At 37.5% G+C, this 18225-nt stretch carries 20 protein-coding genes and 1 tRNA gene; 6 read left to right on the top strand and 15 right to left on the bottom strand.

Translation table 11 applies throughout. The features are described from left to right. The first annotated feature begins 300 nt into the window (after positions 1-300). Positions 301-984, top strand: coding sequence for a hypothetical protein (locus tag AC5YGI_RS13515; RefSeq protein ID WP_330746293.1), 684 nt, complete (start codon positions 301-303; stop codon positions 982-984). Between the two features lie 89 nt (positions 985-1073). Here AC5YGI_RS13515 and AC5YGI_RS13510 read toward each other — a convergent pair whose 3' ends face one another. The 3 genes from AC5YGI_RS13510 to AC5YGI_RS13500 all read right to left on the bottom strand — a co-directional run bounded on the left by AC5YGI_RS13510 (position 1074) and on the right by AC5YGI_RS13500 (position 2385). Further along, the gene (locus tag AC5YGI_RS13510; protein WP_330746292.1) at positions 1074-1259 is read right to left on the bottom strand and encodes a bacteriocin-like protein; all 186 of its coding nucleotides are present in this window, start codon (positions 1257-1259) and stop codon (positions 1074-1076) included. Between the two features lie 206 nt (positions 1260-1465). Then, positions 1466-1900, bottom strand: coding sequence for an NAD(+)--rifampin ADP-ribosyltransferase (arr, locus tag AC5YGI_RS13505; RefSeq protein ID WP_442879197.1), 435 nt, complete (start codon positions 1898-1900; stop codon positions 1466-1468). Positions 1901-2311: 411 nt separating this feature from the next. Further along, positions 2312-2385, bottom strand: a tRNA-Ala gene (locus tag AC5YGI_RS13500). Positions 2386-2550: 165 nt separating this feature from the next. Between AC5YGI_RS13500 and AC5YGI_RS13495 the strand changes: the two genes are divergently transcribed. Continuing rightward, complete coding sequence (locus AC5YGI_RS13495; protein WP_330746290.1) at positions 2551-3087, top strand: GNAT family N-acetyltransferase; 537 nt, start codon at positions 2551-2553, stop codon at positions 3085-3087. A gap of 492 nt (positions 3088-3579) precedes the next feature. Here the strand turns inward: AC5YGI_RS13495 and AC5YGI_RS13490 are convergent, their stop codons facing one another. Next, positions 3580-4611: an acyl-CoA dehydrogenase family protein gene (locus AC5YGI_RS13490; protein ID WP_496168631.1), complete on the bottom strand. Its 1032-nt coding sequence runs from the start codon at positions 4609-4611 to the stop codon at positions 3580-3582. Beyond that, entirely contained in the window at positions 4598-5194 is a 597-nt protein-coding gene (pnuC, locus tag AC5YGI_RS13485) for a nicotinamide riboside transporter PnuC (protein ID WP_454510640.1), read from the bottom strand. Before pnuC ends, AC5YGI_RS13490 begins: the two co-directional genes overlap by 14 nt. 254 nt (positions 5195-5448) lie before the next feature. Here pnuC and AC5YGI_RS13480 point away from each other — a divergent pair, with 254 nt between their 5' ends. Then, positions 5449-5910, top strand: a complete 462-nt coding sequence (locus AC5YGI_RS13480; protein WP_496168630.1) for a PA2169 family four-helix-bundle protein — start codon at positions 5449-5451, stop codon at positions 5908-5910. A 122-nt stretch (positions 5911-6032) separates the two neighbouring features. Here the strand turns inward: AC5YGI_RS13480 and AC5YGI_RS13475 are convergent, their stop codons facing one another. The 7 genes from AC5YGI_RS13475 to AC5YGI_RS13445 form a co-directional block, all read right to left on the bottom strand. Beyond that, positions 6033-6644 carry a DUF4142 domain-containing protein gene (locus tag AC5YGI_RS13475; RefSeq protein ID WP_496168628.1) on the bottom strand — a complete coding sequence of 204 codons (612 nt, stop codon included), beginning with the start codon at positions 6642-6644 and terminating at the stop codon, positions 6033-6035. 129 nt (positions 6645-6773) lie between these two features. Further along, a complete protein-coding gene (locus tag AC5YGI_RS13470; RefSeq protein WP_330746285.1) occupies positions 6774-7382 on the bottom strand; it encodes an alpha-ketoglutarate-dependent dioxygenase AlkB family protein in 609 nt (202 codons plus the stop codon). 223 nt (positions 7383-7605) lie between these two features. Further along, positions 7606-8178 (bottom strand): YciE/YciF ferroxidase family protein, encoded by a 573-nt coding sequence (locus AC5YGI_RS13465; RefSeq protein WP_454510643.1) that lies wholly within the window; start codon positions 8176-8178, stop codon positions 7606-7608. A 163-nt stretch (positions 8179-8341) separates the two neighbouring features. After that, on the bottom strand, positions 8342-9820 hold the full coding sequence (locus tag AC5YGI_RS13460; RefSeq protein ID WP_496168626.1) for an alpha-amylase: 1479 nt from the start codon (positions 9818-9820) through the stop codon (positions 8342-8344). Positions 9821-9831: 11 nt separating this feature from the next. Next, a complete protein-coding gene (locus AC5YGI_RS13455) occupies positions 9832-10584 on the bottom strand; it encodes an SDR family oxidoreductase (protein WP_496168625.1) in 753 nt (250 codons plus the stop codon). Between the two features lie 32 nt (positions 10585-10616). Next, a complete protein-coding gene (locus AC5YGI_RS13450; protein WP_330746281.1) occupies positions 10617-11186 on the bottom strand; it encodes a CinA family protein in 570 nt (189 codons plus the stop codon). 27 nt (positions 11187-11213) lie between these two features. Next, a complete protein-coding gene (locus tag AC5YGI_RS13445; protein WP_395973470.1) occupies positions 11214-11609 on the bottom strand; it encodes a low affinity iron permease family protein in 396 nt (131 codons plus the stop codon). A gap of 375 nt (positions 11610-11984) precedes the next feature. On the opposite strand from AC5YGI_RS13445, the gene AC5YGI_RS13440 reads away from it, so the two are divergent. Further along, positions 11985-14594 carry a TonB-dependent receptor gene (locus AC5YGI_RS13440; protein ID WP_496168622.1) on the top strand — a complete coding sequence of 870 codons (2610 nt, stop codon included), beginning with the start codon at positions 11985-11987 and terminating at the stop codon, positions 14592-14594. A gap of 89 nt (positions 14595-14683) precedes the next feature. Here AC5YGI_RS13440 and AC5YGI_RS13435 read toward each other — a convergent pair whose 3' ends face one another. Beyond that, entirely contained in the window at positions 14684-15265 is a 582-nt protein-coding gene (locus tag AC5YGI_RS13435; protein ID WP_454510649.1) for a YdeI/OmpD-associated family protein, read from the bottom strand. 161 nt (positions 15266-15426) lie between these two features. Between AC5YGI_RS13435 and AC5YGI_RS13430 the strand changes: the two genes are divergently transcribed. After that, entirely contained in the window at positions 15427-16056 is a 630-nt protein-coding gene (locus tag AC5YGI_RS13430) for a hypothetical protein (protein WP_496168620.1), read from the top strand. A gap of 1 nt (position 16057) precedes the next feature. On the opposite strand, the gene AC5YGI_RS13425 is transcribed toward AC5YGI_RS13430, so the two are convergent. Together AC5YGI_RS13425 and AC5YGI_RS13420 are read right to left on the bottom strand one after the other, a co-directional pair. Then, entirely contained in the window at positions 16058-16540 is a 483-nt protein-coding gene (locus AC5YGI_RS13425; protein WP_454510651.1) for a MarR family winged helix-turn-helix transcriptional regulator, read from the bottom strand. A gap of 2 nt (positions 16541-16542) precedes the next feature. Beyond that, entirely contained in the window at positions 16543-17031 is a 489-nt protein-coding gene (locus AC5YGI_RS13420; RefSeq protein WP_496168618.1) for a GNAT family N-acetyltransferase, read from the bottom strand. A gap of 168 nt (positions 17032-17199) precedes the next feature. Here AC5YGI_RS13420 and AC5YGI_RS13415 point away from each other — a divergent pair, with 168 nt between their 5' ends. Further along, positions 17200-18180 (top strand): BtrH N-terminal domain-containing protein, encoded by a 981-nt coding sequence (locus AC5YGI_RS13415; RefSeq protein ID WP_496168616.1) that lies wholly within the window; start codon positions 17200-17202, stop codon positions 18178-18180. Positions 18181-18225: the final 45 nt, after the last annotated feature.

Here is an 18225-nt window from a genome sequence, read left to right as displayed (position 1 = left end):
ATATGTATTATTTTTTTGTTCCGTGCAAATCTACTAATTTTTTTATTCAAATTATCTGAATTTTAATCAGTGTCCAATATGTTTATTAAAAAACAACATATTTCGGCTAAAATACAAATATTTTTCAAACAAACAGAGACTGTACAAATTTGAGTTAATTAAAAATATAAGGTTTAAGTTAGATAGCAATATGTTCAAAATTTGTTTACAATTACTTTATATCAGATTTCAGATCATTTATGGTATGTTTTAAAGATATTTCTTACCTTAGTGAAAAATTTAACCTTTTCTAAAAATTACATGAAAACAAAAACATTATTTTTGGGAGCACTTGCTATTTTTGGCAGCTCAACGGCACAGGTTGGGATTAACACATCCACTCCAAGTCATACTTTAGACGTAAATGGCCTGGTAAGAGTAAGAGGACTTTCAAATGCCGAAAAAAAGATTGTTGCGGCGGATGCGCAGGGAGTTTTAACTCTTATTTCTCCTGAGGAAATTTTTGCTCCAAAGGCTATATTGAACACTTCAACCTCTTCCAGTGAACAGAGGTCAACTGTATACGAAGGAAAATGTTTTCAGCCTGGTGATAATGCATCTTCCTGTACAGTTTCCGTAAACCATTACACTTCTTGTGCAGGATTTACCAATCCAGTAGATACTCAGATCATTGTGGGGCAAGGGATCAATACCTCCAATGGACAGTTCTTAGGCACATGGACAGCCCGATATGTTGATAATAAAGGATTTGCCAATACAACACCTATTGCTAACCAGACCGCACCCGACTACCCCAGAATTTCTTATCCGAGTACCAATACAGTGAACTATCTGGGAAGCGGTAATTTTGCCGGTCAATGTAATACCGATCTGGTAACAACGATCAATCAGACTACCGGAGACATAAAAATTGAATCTGTAAAGCGAAGCATGTACGCACACCTTTTGTACCTTATTAATATTGCCCGCTCCAGATCTTTATAATAGTCGATATTTGATTTCAAAAAGACAGCCACAATGAAAATATTGTGGCTGTTTTTGTTAATAAAAACCTTCTGAAAGAGGATTTTGATTTATCTTGGTAAAGGAAGCGTTGCCGGATAGCAACCACAAAGGCAGTCCCATTGATCAAAATCTTCTGAACAAACACCAATGGCATCACATCTCCATAAAGCACCGGGAGGACATGCCGGAACATTAGGTCCTGCTCCTTTAACTGTTTTTAATTCTTCTCTCGAGATTTTCTTTAAGTTTTTCATGGTTTAAAATGTTTTAGTTCATTCAAATATATGAATATTCATTAAAGGGCGATTTAATTTATGAAAAATTTAACTTTTTACTTAAAAAGCCTCTAAAAAGAGGCTAGAAACTATTATTGGATGAATGAAAAACTTATCCCAAATGTATGAAATATCCACCCTGACTTTTATGAGTACAATCATAATCAGCTGTTTTCCATTGTTCACTAATTGATAATCTCCCCGTTATTGTTTTCCAGCTTTTCGCGAAATCTCTGAAGATCTGCAGGAGCGGGTCTGGTCCAATCAGCTGCTTCTCCGATAATTTTCAAAGGCATTTCGGAACGATAAGAGCGGGTGGGATTTCCTGGAAATTTCTTATCGGTAACATTGGGATCATTCTCAAAATTTCCTGTTGGTTCTACAATATACACACGTTCTGTGCCCTCTCCTTTTGCTAATGCAGCAGCAAGTCCTGCTCCGTTTACCAAAGCGGTAAAATAGATATGATTCATTTTCAGGTCAGACTGATAATTGGAATCTCCACCTGCTGTCAGTAAATCTCCAATTTTTAAATCTGCTTTGGTCCCGTGGTAAAAAGGCCCTTGATCGGACGGATGTTTTTTTAACTGTAATGCCAGTTCAGCATTCTTTTTTGACATTTCTGTATCTCCCGTCTTCTCCCAGCATTGAGCAATGTACTGATAAAGAGCAGGCAACGCGCTTTTAACAGTATCATCATTAATTTTTAAAGCAAATTCTAAAGAAGTTCCAAGCCATTTCAACTGATCCTCAGTGGTTTTCTGGTTACATGACAGATAATAAGCTGCCAGAAACTTTTCATGGTCATCCGTAGCTTCTTCCCAGGCTTGCAAAAATAATTCACCTGCTTTTTCAGGCATTCCTTTGTCTTCAAAATCCATTCCTTGCAGACAAAGCTTAATCACAGGATTAAAAGGAGAAAATTCCATGCTTAATTTTTTATTTCAAATCTAGCATATTCTGTTGGAATTGCGGGGACAAAATATTAATCATAAAAAAGAGCTGCAATACATTGTATTACAGCTCTTTAGTGGAGAATACGGGATTCGAACCCGTGACCTTTTGACTGCCAGTCAAACGCGCTAGCCAACTGCGCCAATCCCCCGTATTTTATTTTTTAAAGCGGTACAAAAGTAAGTATTTAAATGGTATTTGCAAATATTTTATCGTTTTTATTGAAATAAATTAGCTTTAATCTTCATAAAAACTTGAATTCCCCATTGAATAACTACCAATTACCCCTATTTTTGTCCGAAATTATATTACCCTTATGCAGCTCTACACAGAAAGATTGGTTCTACGGGATATTACGATGGAGGATCAACAGGACATCTTCGATTACCGTTCCGATGCTGAAGCGAATAGATTTCAAGGCTGGATTCCTGAAACCCTTGAAGAGGTGGAAAGTTTTATCCTAAGAAATACCAGAGAATTCAACCAGCCTGAAAGCTGGTATCAGCTGTTGATTACGGATAAAGAAACAAAAACAGTTATCGGAGATATCGGAATTCATTTTACCGGAGATGAAAATGCACAGGTAGAACTGGGAATTACATTAAATACGTCTTTTCAGGGAAAAGGATATGCTTCTGAGGCTTTAAAAGGCATCATAAGTTACCTGTTTAATGATTTACATAAGCACAGAATTACAGCGTCTGTGGATCCGGATAACACCGCTTCTGTTCTATTGATGGAGAGAATCGGTTTACGAAAAGAAGGTCATTTTGTAAAAAGTCTGTTCTGGAAAAACAAATGGGTTGATGATGTTATTTATGCAGTTCTTCGGGAAGAATGGCTTGCCAGATAAGAATGCAACTTCTTCCGGGGATCAATATCACCATCAACTGCTCGGGCCACGCGTTTTTACAAAAGTATCAACAGGGATCAATTTACAGTACGGTATATTTTTCGTAAAATGGGGTGAGTTTTGTCCTTACGATAATTAAAGTTACCAAGTCATTGCATATCAAACAGGATATGATCATTGTCCGGTACCAATTTTTAACGGTAATGGTAATCCAGTTATCATTTTCTACCAATGGATACCTCTCTTTTTTAAAATACATAATTACGTGATCCTTCCTCTTTCCGTTGAGTGAAAATAAGTCTTTCATAATGTTTTGTAATCTGATTTGCTTTAGTTCAGCAGGTTTTATGTTGGGCTTATTTCAGGTTTTAGTTTATTCCAAATATAGTGAAATAATTAAAATTTATTATACAATATTCACTATAAAGAACATTATTAACAAAATATTCACATAAAACACTCATTAACAGAATTATTTTCTGAAACTTTAACTCAAAAAGAAAAGTCCGGATCATCTGCAGAAGGCCTGAAATTGGAATGCATAGCCGCGGTAAAATAATCGCAGAATACCTGGTACACTGCAGAATCAATATCCGTTGCGCGGATTCCCAGCTGTGTATAAACCGTGAGAATCTGACGGGATAATTTTTGAACCAGCTCTACTCCATACAGATGAATCACGTGTTGTTTACCCTCCGCAATCTCTTTGTGACCGCCGAGTATTTGTTCTACTTCTCCGGCTATGCTGAATACCTTTTCCAAATGTTTTTCAATAGATTCAGTAAAATGTTTGAAATTGATTTCAGGGCGAATACGCCCTGCCTCTTCAATAAAATGAGAAGCTATTCCAAGATAATTGACCAGGAGTGTCAAGTCGGCAAAAACCCGGAACGGAATGCTGTCCAGAATATCATTTGTGAAAAAAGTATCATAAAGAAAGCTGTAATCTTCACTGACAAAGACATTATTAATAGTAAAGGAATAGGTTCCGCTGGCTTTCATTCCCATAGAGTTCCAATTGGGGATAATATGAACCTCCTCTTTCGGAACGATGAATGAACGGATAATCTCATTGCCGTCTTTATCCGTTATAGCCTTACCCTTTTCCATAACTCTGGCATTCAATGTAAAATGCGTCAGATGAGGTGCTCCTGTTGCAAAATTCCATGAACCGTTGATCAGATACGTACTGTCATCCTGTTTTTCTGCGGTACCGCCAACCATTCCGCTTCCTCCAAAGCAGGTTTCAGAATGAGTGAAGAGTAATTGAGCAATTTCAGGTCTGATGTTTCTTGAAAAATAATTGGCACCGGCACAAAGTGTCAGCATCCAGCCAAAGCTTCCATCGGTTTCAGCCCAGCTAAATAAGGCCTTAAGCCCTTCTTCAAAACGACAGCCGAGTCCGCCGTATTTTTGAGGAACCCAGATCTTAAGCAATCCTTCCTCATGAATATGCTGCATTACTTTATCAGAAATTACAGAGGCACCCTGAAGTTCTTGCCTGATCTCTTTAATACTCAGCATTAGCTTTGGATTTAATGATTTTCTGCCACTCTATATATCCGGAAATGGCCACTAAAAATAAAAACGACGTTAAAACAGCATAGAGATATAATTCTTTATGAATCATTAGCGGGATTGAAATAAGATTACTGACATTGAGTATCACCCAGTTTTCAATTTTTCTTCTTGCCATCAGCCACATTCCGGCCCAGGCGAAAGCGCTCACCAGAGAATCCCAGACCGGAACATCCGAGTCGGTAAAATGGGTCAGAAAGGACCAGAATAAAATAAACGTTCCCAGCACAATTCCTCCGGTAATCCATTTTTCTGAGGTTGAGGTAACAGAGATTTCCATCTCGGATCTTTGTTTCCCGAATTTCCAGTACAGCCATCCGTAGATGCTCATGATCAGATAATAAAGATTTAAGGTAAATTCAGCATACAACTTCGAAGTCAGCATTACATAGAGTGTAAGCAGAATACCTGCAATTCCGAAAAGATAGTTGTTGACATTGTTTTTACGGGCCAGTAAAACCTGGATTACTGAAAATAAGACTCCAAACCATTCCGGTAAGGTAATTTGTTTTAAAATGTCCTGCATCATACTAATTATTAGAAATCAAATGATGAGATGATCAATAAGCAATCCCTACGCCGGCATTATCCGGACAGGTGTGGAAGTATATTCCTGGGTATCATCTCAGCCACTGTTATCTGTAGCACCCCATTGTTGGGCAAAGGTGCAGTTTTTTGCCGGAAAAAGAAAGGACTTTGGCTATTTATTTTTCAGATATGATCAGGATTATAAAGAGTTCACCGGATAAGTTTTATTTTTATCGTTAATCTAAAAATTATATTATGGATCATCAACAGGAAATATCGGTACTTAATGACTTACTCCACATTACCAACGACAGAAAGGAAGGTTTTGAAAAAGTTGAAGGGAAAGTCTGGGAAATGTATCCGGATGTAAAAGATGAGTACGAACATATGATTTCGCAGTCGAAAATCATGAAAAATGAACTGGTTAACCTCATCACAGAAAAGCAAGGTATTCCGGAGGACTCACCGTCCATGGCAGGAGCTGTTCACAGAACATGGATTGACATTAAAAATTCTTTTACCATGGGAAACCTGATAGAATCTACATTAGAAAATGTAGTGTTTGGCGAAAAAGCAGCTATTGAAGCCTATCAAAATGCCCTGGACACAGGTGATCTCAGCCCCAAAAGTAGTGAGGTTGTGTCTGAACAGCTTCGCATCCTTAAAGATTCTTACAGACAGTTTAAGAAAATTGAAGAATATAAAAAGAAAGAATAATCAAAAAACTCCTCTTCAAAAGAGGAGCTTACTATAATCAAGAACAAAATAATATTTAATCACATCAAAATTATTAAATACTTTATGTTCATATTTATGATGCAGGTCATATAAACTGAATATTATTTGACTGCATTTTTAGCTTTTTCCGATTCCTGCAAATGATGTTCAAGTGTAGTAAGTGTTTTCGCTGCGAAAGATTTTAATGAAGCTTCTGTTCCTTCAGATGCCTCTTTTTTGAAGGCTTCTACATCTTCTTTATGATCACTGACCATAAGATCTGTATATTTTTTGTCAAAGTCCTTTCCTTTCTTAGCTTTCAGATCATCATACATCTTCTGCTTTTCGGCATCCAAGCTTGTGGGTAAGGTGTACCCTGCTCCTGAAGCCCAATTCTTGAGTTCGTCATTCGCTTTGGAATGATCGGTTACCATCATTGCTCCCAAAGATTTTACGACTGAGTTTTCAGCGTTTGTTGCGGCCAGTTTCCCCATCATTACTTCCATCAGTCCTCCTATTGCTGCAGCATCTGCAAACTTTTTGTCCTTGTCACTGAGAGTACTTTTCTGTTCTTTGTTGTCTGTCATTTTTGTGGAGTCGCTTACCGTCATACCGGATTCTGCAGGTGCAGACATTGTGGTACTTTCCTCAGATTGACTTGTGGTTGTCGGCTCGTTTTTTTTGCAGGCCGTTAAAGCAGCCAATGCAAAAATTGTTACTACAAGATTTTTCATAATAATAAATTTTAAATGGTGATATAGAGAAGTCAAACAATGACTTTGTTTATAAATGCAACAATTTATCTGCCAAAAAAAAGATTAAAACATTTATAACCTACTCATAAAACATTATGAGTAAATATTTTACGACTTATTAACCAACCTAAATGTAAGATTAATACGCTCCTTCATAGAGGTTAGAGACTTGGCAATACGATGTTCCCAGTTTTCCTGAAGATCTCCTTTCATAATCAATAATGATCCGTGAGGGAGAGGCAGGCTGTATTTACTCTGATGATGGTCTTTTTTCCTGAAATCAAAATTTCTGGTCTGCCCCAGACTTACTGATGCAATCACCGGACGTTTCCCATATCTGCTTTCCTTATCCCGATGCCAGGCAACAGAATCGTTATGATCTCTGTAAAGGTTTAATAATACGGAATTGAACTGATAGCCAAATGTTTCTTCTATTCTTTGTTTTAAAGAAAACAGTTCGGGTGTCCAATGATGGGCATCCAGTTCATTGTCTGAAGGATAAGCATTTTTCTCATCTCCATACCAGGCGGTTAAGCGTGGTGTCAGCACCATTTTATCATACATTTTCTGGGTACGTTGTTTCCACGGAGCTGTTTCAAGCAGATGAATTTTAAGGCGGTCAGCTTCTTCCTGATTCAGGAAATGTTCTCTGTATTCCAGAAGGTCTTTTGGAAATTCGTACAGGTCTGCTGAGTCGAACAGGCTAAGTTGGGTCATTTTTAAACTTTATAAATGGCGGAATACCGTTTTCTTTTACAGTGTAACAGTTTGGGTATTCATTACAGTTCATTATTAAAAACCAAATTGATACAAATAATATCCACAAATATACTAAAACTGATACAAATCAACCAGAATAAAAATGCTGCATTTGAACCCTTTCCGGATTACAATAAAAAGAGACCTGAAAAAATCAGGTCTCCTTTTTTAAAGATTGTATTTACATTGCTTTGCTGTTAAGATTGGTATCAGCAACTTTTGTAAGCAGTTCGTCACATTTTTTTTCCTCTTCCAGTGTGCTTAAAAGGTTTTTAAGACAATCCTCTTCTTTTAATACTTTAGCAAATGCAGCAAGTGTGCCATATGTAGCGATTTCGTAATGTTCAACTTTCTGTGCTGCTGCAATAATTCCTGCATCTCTTACTGCTCCGGGTTCTGTTTCTTCCATGATGCTCTTTCCTTCATCCAGTAGTCCCTGCATAGCATCACATTTCTTTGCCTGGGCTTTTTTCCCTAATGCTTTAAAACATTCTTCCAGTCTTTCCACATGGCCTTCCGTTTCCGTGATGTGCTTATCAATTCCTTGTTTAAGCTTTTCACTGGTTGCATTTTTCATCATTGCCGGCAGCGCTTTCAATAGTGCTTTTTCAGCCCAGTAAATATCTTTCAGCGCATCTTCAAAAAGATCTTCCAAACTTTTGGCTGCATTTTTTTTAGCAGGAGTTTTGGTTGTTGCTTTTGCTGTTGTCGTTTTTTTGGCTGGTGATTTTTTGGTTGCCGTTTTAGTTTCCATAATATAATAATTTAGTGTTTGATTGGTGGTAAATCTGCAACTATAAGACCATTTTTACCTGAAATACAAAGATGTGGTATCTAAAATTACCAGAGTTTATATTGTAAGATAGAATCAGGACAGCTGCTTGCAGAGAATAAAAGGTCTGAAAATTTGTCTATGATTACGGTGTTTGTTTTTTTACCCATACACTTACTGAACCCGGATTTACAGTAAACACCGCTTTCCCGTCTTTATCCGTATCAATTTCTTCATGACGGTTCTTTAAAAAATCGGTATAAACCGAATCCGCATGTTCTTTTCCCAGTTCTATTTCTTTATAACCCTCTTCACTGTTAGACAAAATTACAATGCATCCCGGATGCTTTTCATCTCCTTTCCGTACAAAAGCCACGCAGTTGGGATGATCAAAATAATCGATCTGCTCACCATATGCAAAAAGCTTTCTCGCTTCAAGCAGACCAGGAAGTTCTTCAACCTTCGGCATGATGATATGCACTTCCTGTTCATCTTTTATATCGATATAGTCTGCACCAAAAAGATCAGGATAAAAGATACAGGGATAAGCTTCATCGGTAAGAAGAATAATAGCATAAGCCAAGGGTTTGAACCAGTCTTTCACCGCAGATTCAAGAGCCTGAAGCTGCTGTGTATCGTGATTTTCAACAAAAGAAACTGAGAATACCGGTTTCTTCTCCAGGAAGCTTCCTTTTAAAATCCGGCTCATATCATAATCTTTACCATCCTGTGATGCTTTAAAGAAATTATAATGCAGCGGAGCATCAAAACAAGAGATAAGATCAGACATTTTATCGGAAAAATACTCAATTTTTTCTGCCTCGTCTTTCCAGAATTCGCCTAAAACAAAACATTCAGGATTTACTTCTGTTTTAATATAGGAGATCCAGTCTTTCAAAAAGTCGGAGGAGATATGTTTTAAGGCATCCAATCTGATACCATCTACTTTCGTTGTTTCCATATACCATCTGATCCAGTTTTTCATTTCCTCCACAACATAAGGATTACGGTACTCTATGTCAGCTCCCATCAGATAATCATAATTACCGAACTGATGACTTACGGCATCTGTCCAGTCCTCACCATATTCATTATGGATTTTAAAAACTCCCTTCATCTCCTCACCTTCTCTGATCACATAGTCAATGCCGCTGAAACAGTGGCAGTCCCATATAAAGTCCGAATACACTCCTTTTCTTCCCGGAAAAGTAAATTTCGTATAGGCTGAAACCTCCATGTTTTCAGAGATTCTTTCATTACGGTTTTCTTCATTCAGCTGATGTACCATAATCTTTTCTTCTTCATCTCCACCCATCCTGTGGTTTAAAACAATATCCGCATACACAGACATTCCCGCTTCATGTGCTTTCTCTATAGCCATTAAATATTCAGCTTTCGTCCCATATCGTGTTGGTATACTTCCTTTCTGATCAAATTCTCCCAAATCATAAAGATCATATACATCATAGCCACGCCCTTCCCTATTGAGACTGCATTTATTGGCAGGAGGAAACCAGACGGCAGTAAACCCCAAATCTCTTAAATATTCTGCTTTTTCAGCAAACTCATTCCATAGGTTTCCGGGATGATACCAATGGAAAAACTGAATAATAACTCCATTCATATCCGTTAAGATTAACCGTTAACAATTAAACCTCCATTAGGATGAAGAACCTGTCCCGTTATCTGTGATGAAGCATCTGTGGCAAGAAATAGAAAACTTGCTGCCACTTCTTCGGTAGAAGCATTACGTTCTAGCGGCGGTTTATTCTGATCTTCATCTTCTTCTCCGAATGTTTTTTCCGTAAGCGGCGTGGCCACCGGTCCGGGTGCAACAGCATTCACCCTTATTCCTTTAGGTTTAGCCTGTAATGCCAGTGAACGGGTGAACGAAACGATGGCTCCTTTGGTTGCTGAATAATCCAGTAATTCTTCATGTCCCAGATAGGCAGTAGCTGAAGTAGTATTGATAATAGAATCCCCTTGTTTTAAATAAGGAAATACAATCTTTGTGAGCAGGATCATTCCAATAATGTTGGAATCGAAAGTTTTGCGGATATCCTCTTCTTTAAGATTTTCTATACTTTCACAAGGAATCTGGGTTCCGGCATTATTAATCAGGATATCTATTCCGCCCAGTTTGGCCACAACTTCATTAACAACAGATTCGCAAAATTTGCTGTCATTAATATCTCCTTCAAACGAAAGGACTTTTCTTCCTGTTTTTTTTATTTCATCCACTGTTTTCATGGCATCTTTGGCATCATGATAGTGTATGAAGGCAATATCAGCTCCTTCCTGAGTAAATAAAAGAGCGATGGCTTTACCAATTCCGCTGTCTGCTCCTGTAATAAGGACAGATTTATTTTTCAGTTGTAAATCTTTCATAGGTGTGATTATAGTTTATTATTGAAATAGGTTTATTCTTTGTTTTTCCGGTTCTTATCCAGTTCCAGCTTAAAGCATCCCAGAATGAATTCACTGTAATAGAGCTGGGCATTAACAGGTTTGGTTCTGGAGTGCAGATCTAATTTCTCTGAAAGAACCACTTTTCCTTTGTGAGCAATGGCAAAGTAAGCGAAGAGCTTCCCTTCTGATTCTTCCACCGGAGTGGCATATCCTGTTACTCCAATAGACCAGTCGGTTTTGTAGAGTTTACCTACCTGCAACGCCATTGTCTCAGCAATATGAGGAGATACAGAGTTATATTGTCTGGCTTCCATAGCATCTACATCAAGAAGGTTTACCTTTTCTTCTAAAGTATACGCTGTCATGCCGCCTTTAAAAAATTGGGAGGCATCCTTCATCTGGGAAAACGAAAACTGTAAAAATCCGGCTGTAACACTTTCAGCTGTTGAAACGGTTTCCTGTCCGGAAAGAAGATACTCTCCGATACGTTTAAACAGTTTCTCGAGTTCTATGACGAAATGCACCAGGGATTTCACTGACAGTGAATCAGCGTGGGCAATTTGAGAAGATTTTAAAATCATGCTATATATATTATAATAGTATTAAGACTATTTTTGCACGGGATCCTGTGAATGTTCTTTTTCTTGGGATAGTTGTCCAAGTTTCTCATAATATTTGTGAAGCTTGTCCAGTTCTTCTTCCGTCAGATCTTCAATATCCACCAGTCTGTTACTGGCCTTTTCGTAGGAGGCTATCAATTCGTTGAGTTTTATCTGAATAGCCTTAGAATCTTTATTCTGAGTTTTTTGAATCAGAAATACCATTAGAAAAGTTACAATTGTGGTACCCGTATTGATAACAAGCTGCCAGGTTTCAGAATAATTGAAAAGAGGTCCGCATACAGCCCAGACAATAACCAGTAAACTTGCTGTAATAAAAGCACCCGGACTTCCGGTTATACAGACAACACGGTCTGAAAACCTTTCAAAAAAATTTTTTTTCATAAATAATACGATTTTGAATAAAATGGTAATACAAGTTATCAAAACAACAGCATAAAAATTATGATTCAAGTCATCTATACCTTTTTACGACTTAGCTATTATTATAGTATATTTTCCAACAATATTGAGTTTTGTTTAAAAATGTGGAGAACCGCATAATTATTTTTATCCGTTAAAAACAACCCATTTTTTTCATCATTCTCTATTATAACAAATTGTAAACGAAAGATGTGGAATAATTAACACATTCCAAAAAGTGAGAAATAAAGCACATTCCAACAACTGAATAAAATCACTTCGTTAAGATTTAATACTTAATTAAAAAATAATTATCCATCTTTGCAGCCTTAAAAATCAAACACGCTAGTTTATTTCATGAGCATTACTTTTAAAAAGCGACTAATTATAGCGCTTGTATTACCTACGGCCGCCATCTATTATGGGCAGAGTACGAAGGATTCTTTAGAGAAATCCAAATCTATTGATGAGGTTATGTTGGTAGGTAGAAACCTTTCCCAAACAGCCAAAGAGAGAAAAACACCTGTTGCGGTTTCCAACATTAAGGCTGCAGAAATTCAGGAGAAACTGGGAAACAGAGAATTCCCTGAAATTATGAAGTCTACTCCATCCGTTTACGTAACGAAAGTAGGTGGAGGATTCGGAGACAGCAGAATCAACATGAGAGGTTTTGACGGAGCTAATATTGCTGTGATCATCAACGGGCAGCCGGTGAATGACATGCAGGGAGGTACCGTGTATTGGTCCAACTGGACCGGTTTGGCTGATATTGCCAGCAATATTCAGATTCAGAGAGGATTGGGTGCTTCCAAATTTGTAGTACCTTCTGTTGGAGGAACGATCAATATTGTAACCAAAGCTACCGATTCCGAGCAAAAAGCAATGATCAAAGGAGAAGTCGGAAACGATAACTACTCCAGAATATCAGCAATGTACTCTTCGGGATTAAAAAACAAGTGGGGAACAACCGTATTGCTTTCCCGCTGGCAAGGTGACGGATACATCAACGGAACAAAAGGAGAAGGTTACTCATGGTTTTTCTCAACAGGATTTAAGCCTAATGACAAACATGCATTCAATTTAATTGCAACCGGAGCACCACAGGTACACGATACGAGAAGGTCTTCTGCAACTGGAGCGAACGTAGCAACACTGCAGCAGTTTGAAACCTATGGAAGAAGATACAACCCTCAAACGGGAATGCTGAATGGTTCTCAATTCAATTTAGCTCCTAATTTCTATCATAAGCCTATCGCCTCTTTGAACTGGGACTGGACCATGAATGACAACCTGAAATTATCTACAGTAGTTTACGGCTCATGGGGACGCGGTGGCGGAGGTACAGGACTTAACGGTTCTATCAAAAACGCTGCAGGACAAACCATGAATTTCATGAATTATGGTGCAGGAGGAGACGGTACGATTAACTGGGATATGATTTACCGTTACAACAGAGGCGGTATGGTAACAGATTATAACGGAAATACTTTCCAGAAATCTACCTTTACGGCACCTGCAGGATCTCCCGGTGATTATAACGGACAATATGTCTCTACTCTGAACGGAACCACTGGTATCGTGAGAAAGCAGAGTATCAATGCTCATGACTGGTATGGTGTAATCGCAGACCTTAATTACAAAAAGAACAACTGGACTTTCAACGGAGGTATCGATCTTAAAACGTACAAAGGAGCTTTGTATGACATTGTAACTGATATGTTAGGATCTGATGCGCTATTTGTTCCCTCCACAGCCAATGCGCCAAAAGGATATTATATTAATCAAACTGTAAAACCGGAGCCGCTTACCAAGCTTAAAGATGCTCAGAAAGTATCCATACACAACGAAGGTCTTGTAAAATGGGCAGGTATCTACGGTATGGTTGAATACAGCTCTGAAAAGCTAAGTGCATCCGTTCAGGGATCTGTTTCCGAGCAATATTACAAGAGAAGGGATTATATGCTGTACACTCCAGGGAACCAGGAAACAAAATGGTATCATAAAACAGGTTATATTGTAAAAGGAGGTGCCAACTATAATATTGACGATCACCACAATGTATTTTTCAATACAGGAATTATTTCAAGACAGCCTTTATTCAATGCTTTATTCCCTTCAAACCAGAATATTTACAATGATGCCAAGAATGAAAGAATCTTCTCTGTGGAATTAGGTTACGGTTTCAAATCCCGTTATGTGGATGTGAACATCAATGCGTACAGAACACAGTGGGATGACCGATTCATTTCAAGAACATTCAATGCTACGGCTGCAGATGTTGCCAAATTCTCTCAGTTAACCCTTGGAAATGCCTATTTCTATAATGCATTGAACGTTGGGCAACTACACCAGGGAATCGAATTGGAAGCCAAAGCAAGACCTTTCGCTAATCTTAGACTGAGAGGAATGGTATCATTGGGGAACTGGAAATATAAAGGAAACGCTAACTTCAACATCTTGGATGTTCAGAACAACCAGGAAATAGCAGGAGCAACCGGAATGATCAATATCAAAGACCTGAAGGTTGGAGATGCGGCCCAGACAACAGCAAGCATCGGAGCAGATTACAATATTACCAAAGCATTCAGTATCGATGCCAACTGGGAATATTATGACAAGCTGTATGCTCAGTTCAACCCGATCAATTTCCTTACTGAAGCGGCAAGAGAAAAAGGAATTGTAAAATTGCCAAGCTATCACCTGTTTGATGTAGGAGCTTCTTACAAATTCACGCTTGATGCGAAAAAATCTTTGACATTGAGAGCAAACGTATACAACTTATTCAACAAATATTATATTTCTGAATTAAGCTCCAATATCTTCGCGGGCGATAAAATTGCCAATGGCCCTGATGCCGGAAAAACATATCAGGAAGCTGGCAGAGTATATCAGGGTGTTGCAGACGGTAATACAGGATTCCTTGGTTTTGGAAGAACCTGGTCTGTTGCAGCGACTTTGAGATTCTAATACAATATCATTTCAATAATGAAACTATTAAACAGGCTGCTCCTTTTTGGAACAGCCTGTTTTTATATCTATTAATCATCAATAAAAAATTAAAAGTTTTTAGGCTTCCTGTTCTGAGCAGCCTGTCTTGCAATTTCATCAATCCGGTTTTTTCTGGTTTCGGGTCTTTTGGCCAAAACAATCCATTGCAGCATCATTTTTTTTATGGATTTGCTCAAACTTTGAAAATAGGCTTCAGAACCTTCATGAATTTTAAATGCTTCATTCAGATCTTCCGGAATTATCAGGTCTTCCACACTGTCTAAAATAGTCCAGGAGCCGTTTTCTTTGGCAATTCTAATGGTTTCAAATCCTGCTTTCATCATCAGATTATTTTCTATCAGCTTCTGAACCTTCTCTTTATTGATTTTAGACCATGTACTTTTCGGCTTGCGTCTGCTGAATAACTGCATAAACGAGCCTTCATCAATAGTCTTTCTTGTACTGTCAATCCAGCCGAAACAAAGCGCTTCATCTACCAGTTCGCTCCAGGAAACATTGGGTAAATTGGATTTTCTGGTATTGCAGATCAGCCATACCGATTGTTCCGTATGATGATTCTCTTCCAGCCATTGCCGCCATTCTGCCCTGGTATTAACATTGAAAGTTTGTTTCTCTGCAATTTTTCCCATAGCTTTTATTTTATTGATGATGTAAAATTAAAATACTTTAGTGACAATAGTTTGTCAGTATTAAATATTAATTTCATAATACGCAAACTTATCTTCAAGAAATAAATGATAAATTAGGCAAAATAAATCATTAAAAAATATTCTATTTTTTTCACTTGGATATGGACAGAGAAACTATAGATTATATTATCAGATATTTTAGCAAATTAATGACCAAGGATGAAGCTTTAGCACTGAATCATCATATGTACACTTTGAAGAGCTCTGAAAATACACGTATGAGAAATATAATGATTGAGCGAGGCTGGATAAATTCTGATCCTGAAGTCATACAACTATTAGAGCATGGATATGAAGTTTTTGAACAAAATGTTGTAACCCGGATCATGAAAGAAACTCCTGAAAAAGTTTTTTTCAACAATTGTCCAAAATGCCACAAACTAGCCCGTACTCCACGTGCAAAGCAATGCAGATATTGTGGATATAACTGGCATCATTTAACGGTTGCTCAATTTCAACTCAATAATACATTTCAAGTTACAGGAAGAAATTTTTTCTTATTAGGACAAATTGCAGAAGGTAAAATAAAAGAAGGACAAAGAATAGATTTAAGAATATTGGGTCTTAATAAAAAGCCTAAAATTCAATCCATTGAATTTGCCCTTACACGTCAAGACGGAAAAGCATGGGAAGATATTGCACTGGGTATAGCTGAGTTAACTGCAGAAGATAAAGAATATTTAAAAAGTATTATGCCTGTAAGAGATCCACTTGACATTATAACAGAATAAATTATTTTTTCGTGTTCTTCACCTGCATCGCTCTCTGGTAAAAAGACTGATTGGCAATTTTCTCTTCTGCTTCATCAATGGCAGTCAGCAGATTATTTTTATTATCTGCAATATCACCTAAAATCTGAGACATCAGTTCCCAAACGGGTTTCATTTTTTCAATGAGCTCCTGCCCTTTTGAAGTGAGTTTAAAAAGCCTTTTGCGCTCGTCCTGTTTATCTTTTTCCCATTGGATCAACTCCTGCTTTTCAATTTCTTTGAGCAGTGTTATGGTGGATGGATGGGTATAACCGATCTCGTTGGCTATTTCTACTACACTTGCTATTTCTTTTTTATAAATGGTAAAAATAACCGGAAACCATTTCAGCTCAAAATCAATTCCAAATGCTTTATAGATCAATGCTCCGTCTTTCCTCAATTGTTCACTGAGACGGTGCAGCCTTGTGGATATGGCAAGAATTCCTGCTTCGTTGATTACATTCATATTCAGTCAAGATGTAAGTGGTAAAAAACATCATCGGCACTCATTAAAGGAAATTTCGCAGGAAGATTGCTTTTTTCAATCTTTACAAAATGATTCCTTTCATAGAAACGCTGGGCTGCTTTCAGTACTGTTATGGTTCCCAAATATAGATCATCAATTCTGTTTTCACGGCAGAAAGAAATTAAAACTTCCAGTAATTCTTGCGCAATATTCAGTTCTTTTCCTCTGAATTCCTTTTTAACAAACATTTTCCTGATGGCTCCTACCCTTTCGTCAAATTTAACCAATGCTATAGAACCTACCAGCTCACCATCTGCAAAAGCACCCCAAAAGTTACCTCCGGCTGCTGTGTAAAAACTTTCTATCTGCAAAAGGTCAGGCTGATCTTCTATGGTAATCGGAATATTAAACTCTTTCTGCTGGATCGTCAAAATCAAATCAATGGCTTGTTCCGAATAAGAATTTCCTATGGGTTGTATTTCTAATTTCATAGTGTTCATCTTTTAAAGTACAAAACTACGTAGTTGAATACATAAATACAAATCAATTCTACTTTTTAAAAAATTTTAACACTAAATTTTCAAAGCCGGAATTTCTACATGATGATATTTATGTAATTTTCTCAAAAAATTAATACCATTCAAAACTTTACTTTAACAATGAAAATAGAAAACATAAAGCCTTTTAACGGTCAGCATTGTGAAACGACCGCTACGGGAACATTATTACAACAAATCGGAATCGACCTTTCCGAACCAATGCTTTTCGGATTGGGTGAAGGGCTGGGCTTTATCTATTGGAACATGAAAACAATGGATTTCCCTTTCATTGGAGGACGGATAAAACCTGACCTGCTCACTCAAAATTTAGCCAGAAATCTGAATCTTGAATTAACCGTAAAGGAAACTTCTTCACAACAAAAAGCCTGGGATCAGGTTAAAGAACTTCTCGATGACGGACAGGCAGTAGGATTAAAAATGGATTGTTATCACCTGGAATATTTCTCCAATCCTTTCCATTTTGCCGGACATTATGCTGCCATTTATGGTTATGATGATGAAAATGCTTTCCTGATTGATACCAGACAACAGGGCGGCCAGGTAAAAACATCCTTAAAAAGCCTGGCAAGAGCAAGGGCTGAAAAAGGCCCGATGGCTTCCAAAAATCTGTATTATACCCTCAGGAAAACCGATATAAAATTTGATCTGGAAAAAGTCATCATCACTGCGATTAAGAATAATGCGGCTGAATATCTGAATCCACCTATTACCAATATCTCCTACAAAGGGATTTTAAAAACAAGTATTGAAATTGTCAAATGGTTTAATACAAGTAAAAATATTGAAGGAGAATTTAAACAAGCGGCTTTGCTAATGGAAAAAGCGGGAACCGGTGGTGCTCTGTTCAGAAATTTATACCGTGATTTTTTGAAAGAAAGCTATGAACTCCTTCAGCTTGATCTTTTAAAATCAGGCTATGAAACCTTCTCAGAAATTGCCGAACTCTGGACAAATGTATCTCAGCTGTTTGAAAAAGTAAGCCAGACAAAGGAAATTCAATATATTCATCAGGCTTCGGATATTTTAAAAGAAATATCTGGAAAAGAAAAAAGAACTATGGAAATATTGACAACTTTATAGCTGGAAAAGAAACGAGACTCCTGTTATAATAAATTCACAAAAGAA

It is taken from the genome of Chryseobacterium sp. CS3K3.1, from assembly GCF_059515165.1.
Note: the sequence above shows the minus strand (reverse complement) of the source record. Positions and strands in the feature narration are given on the sequence as shown.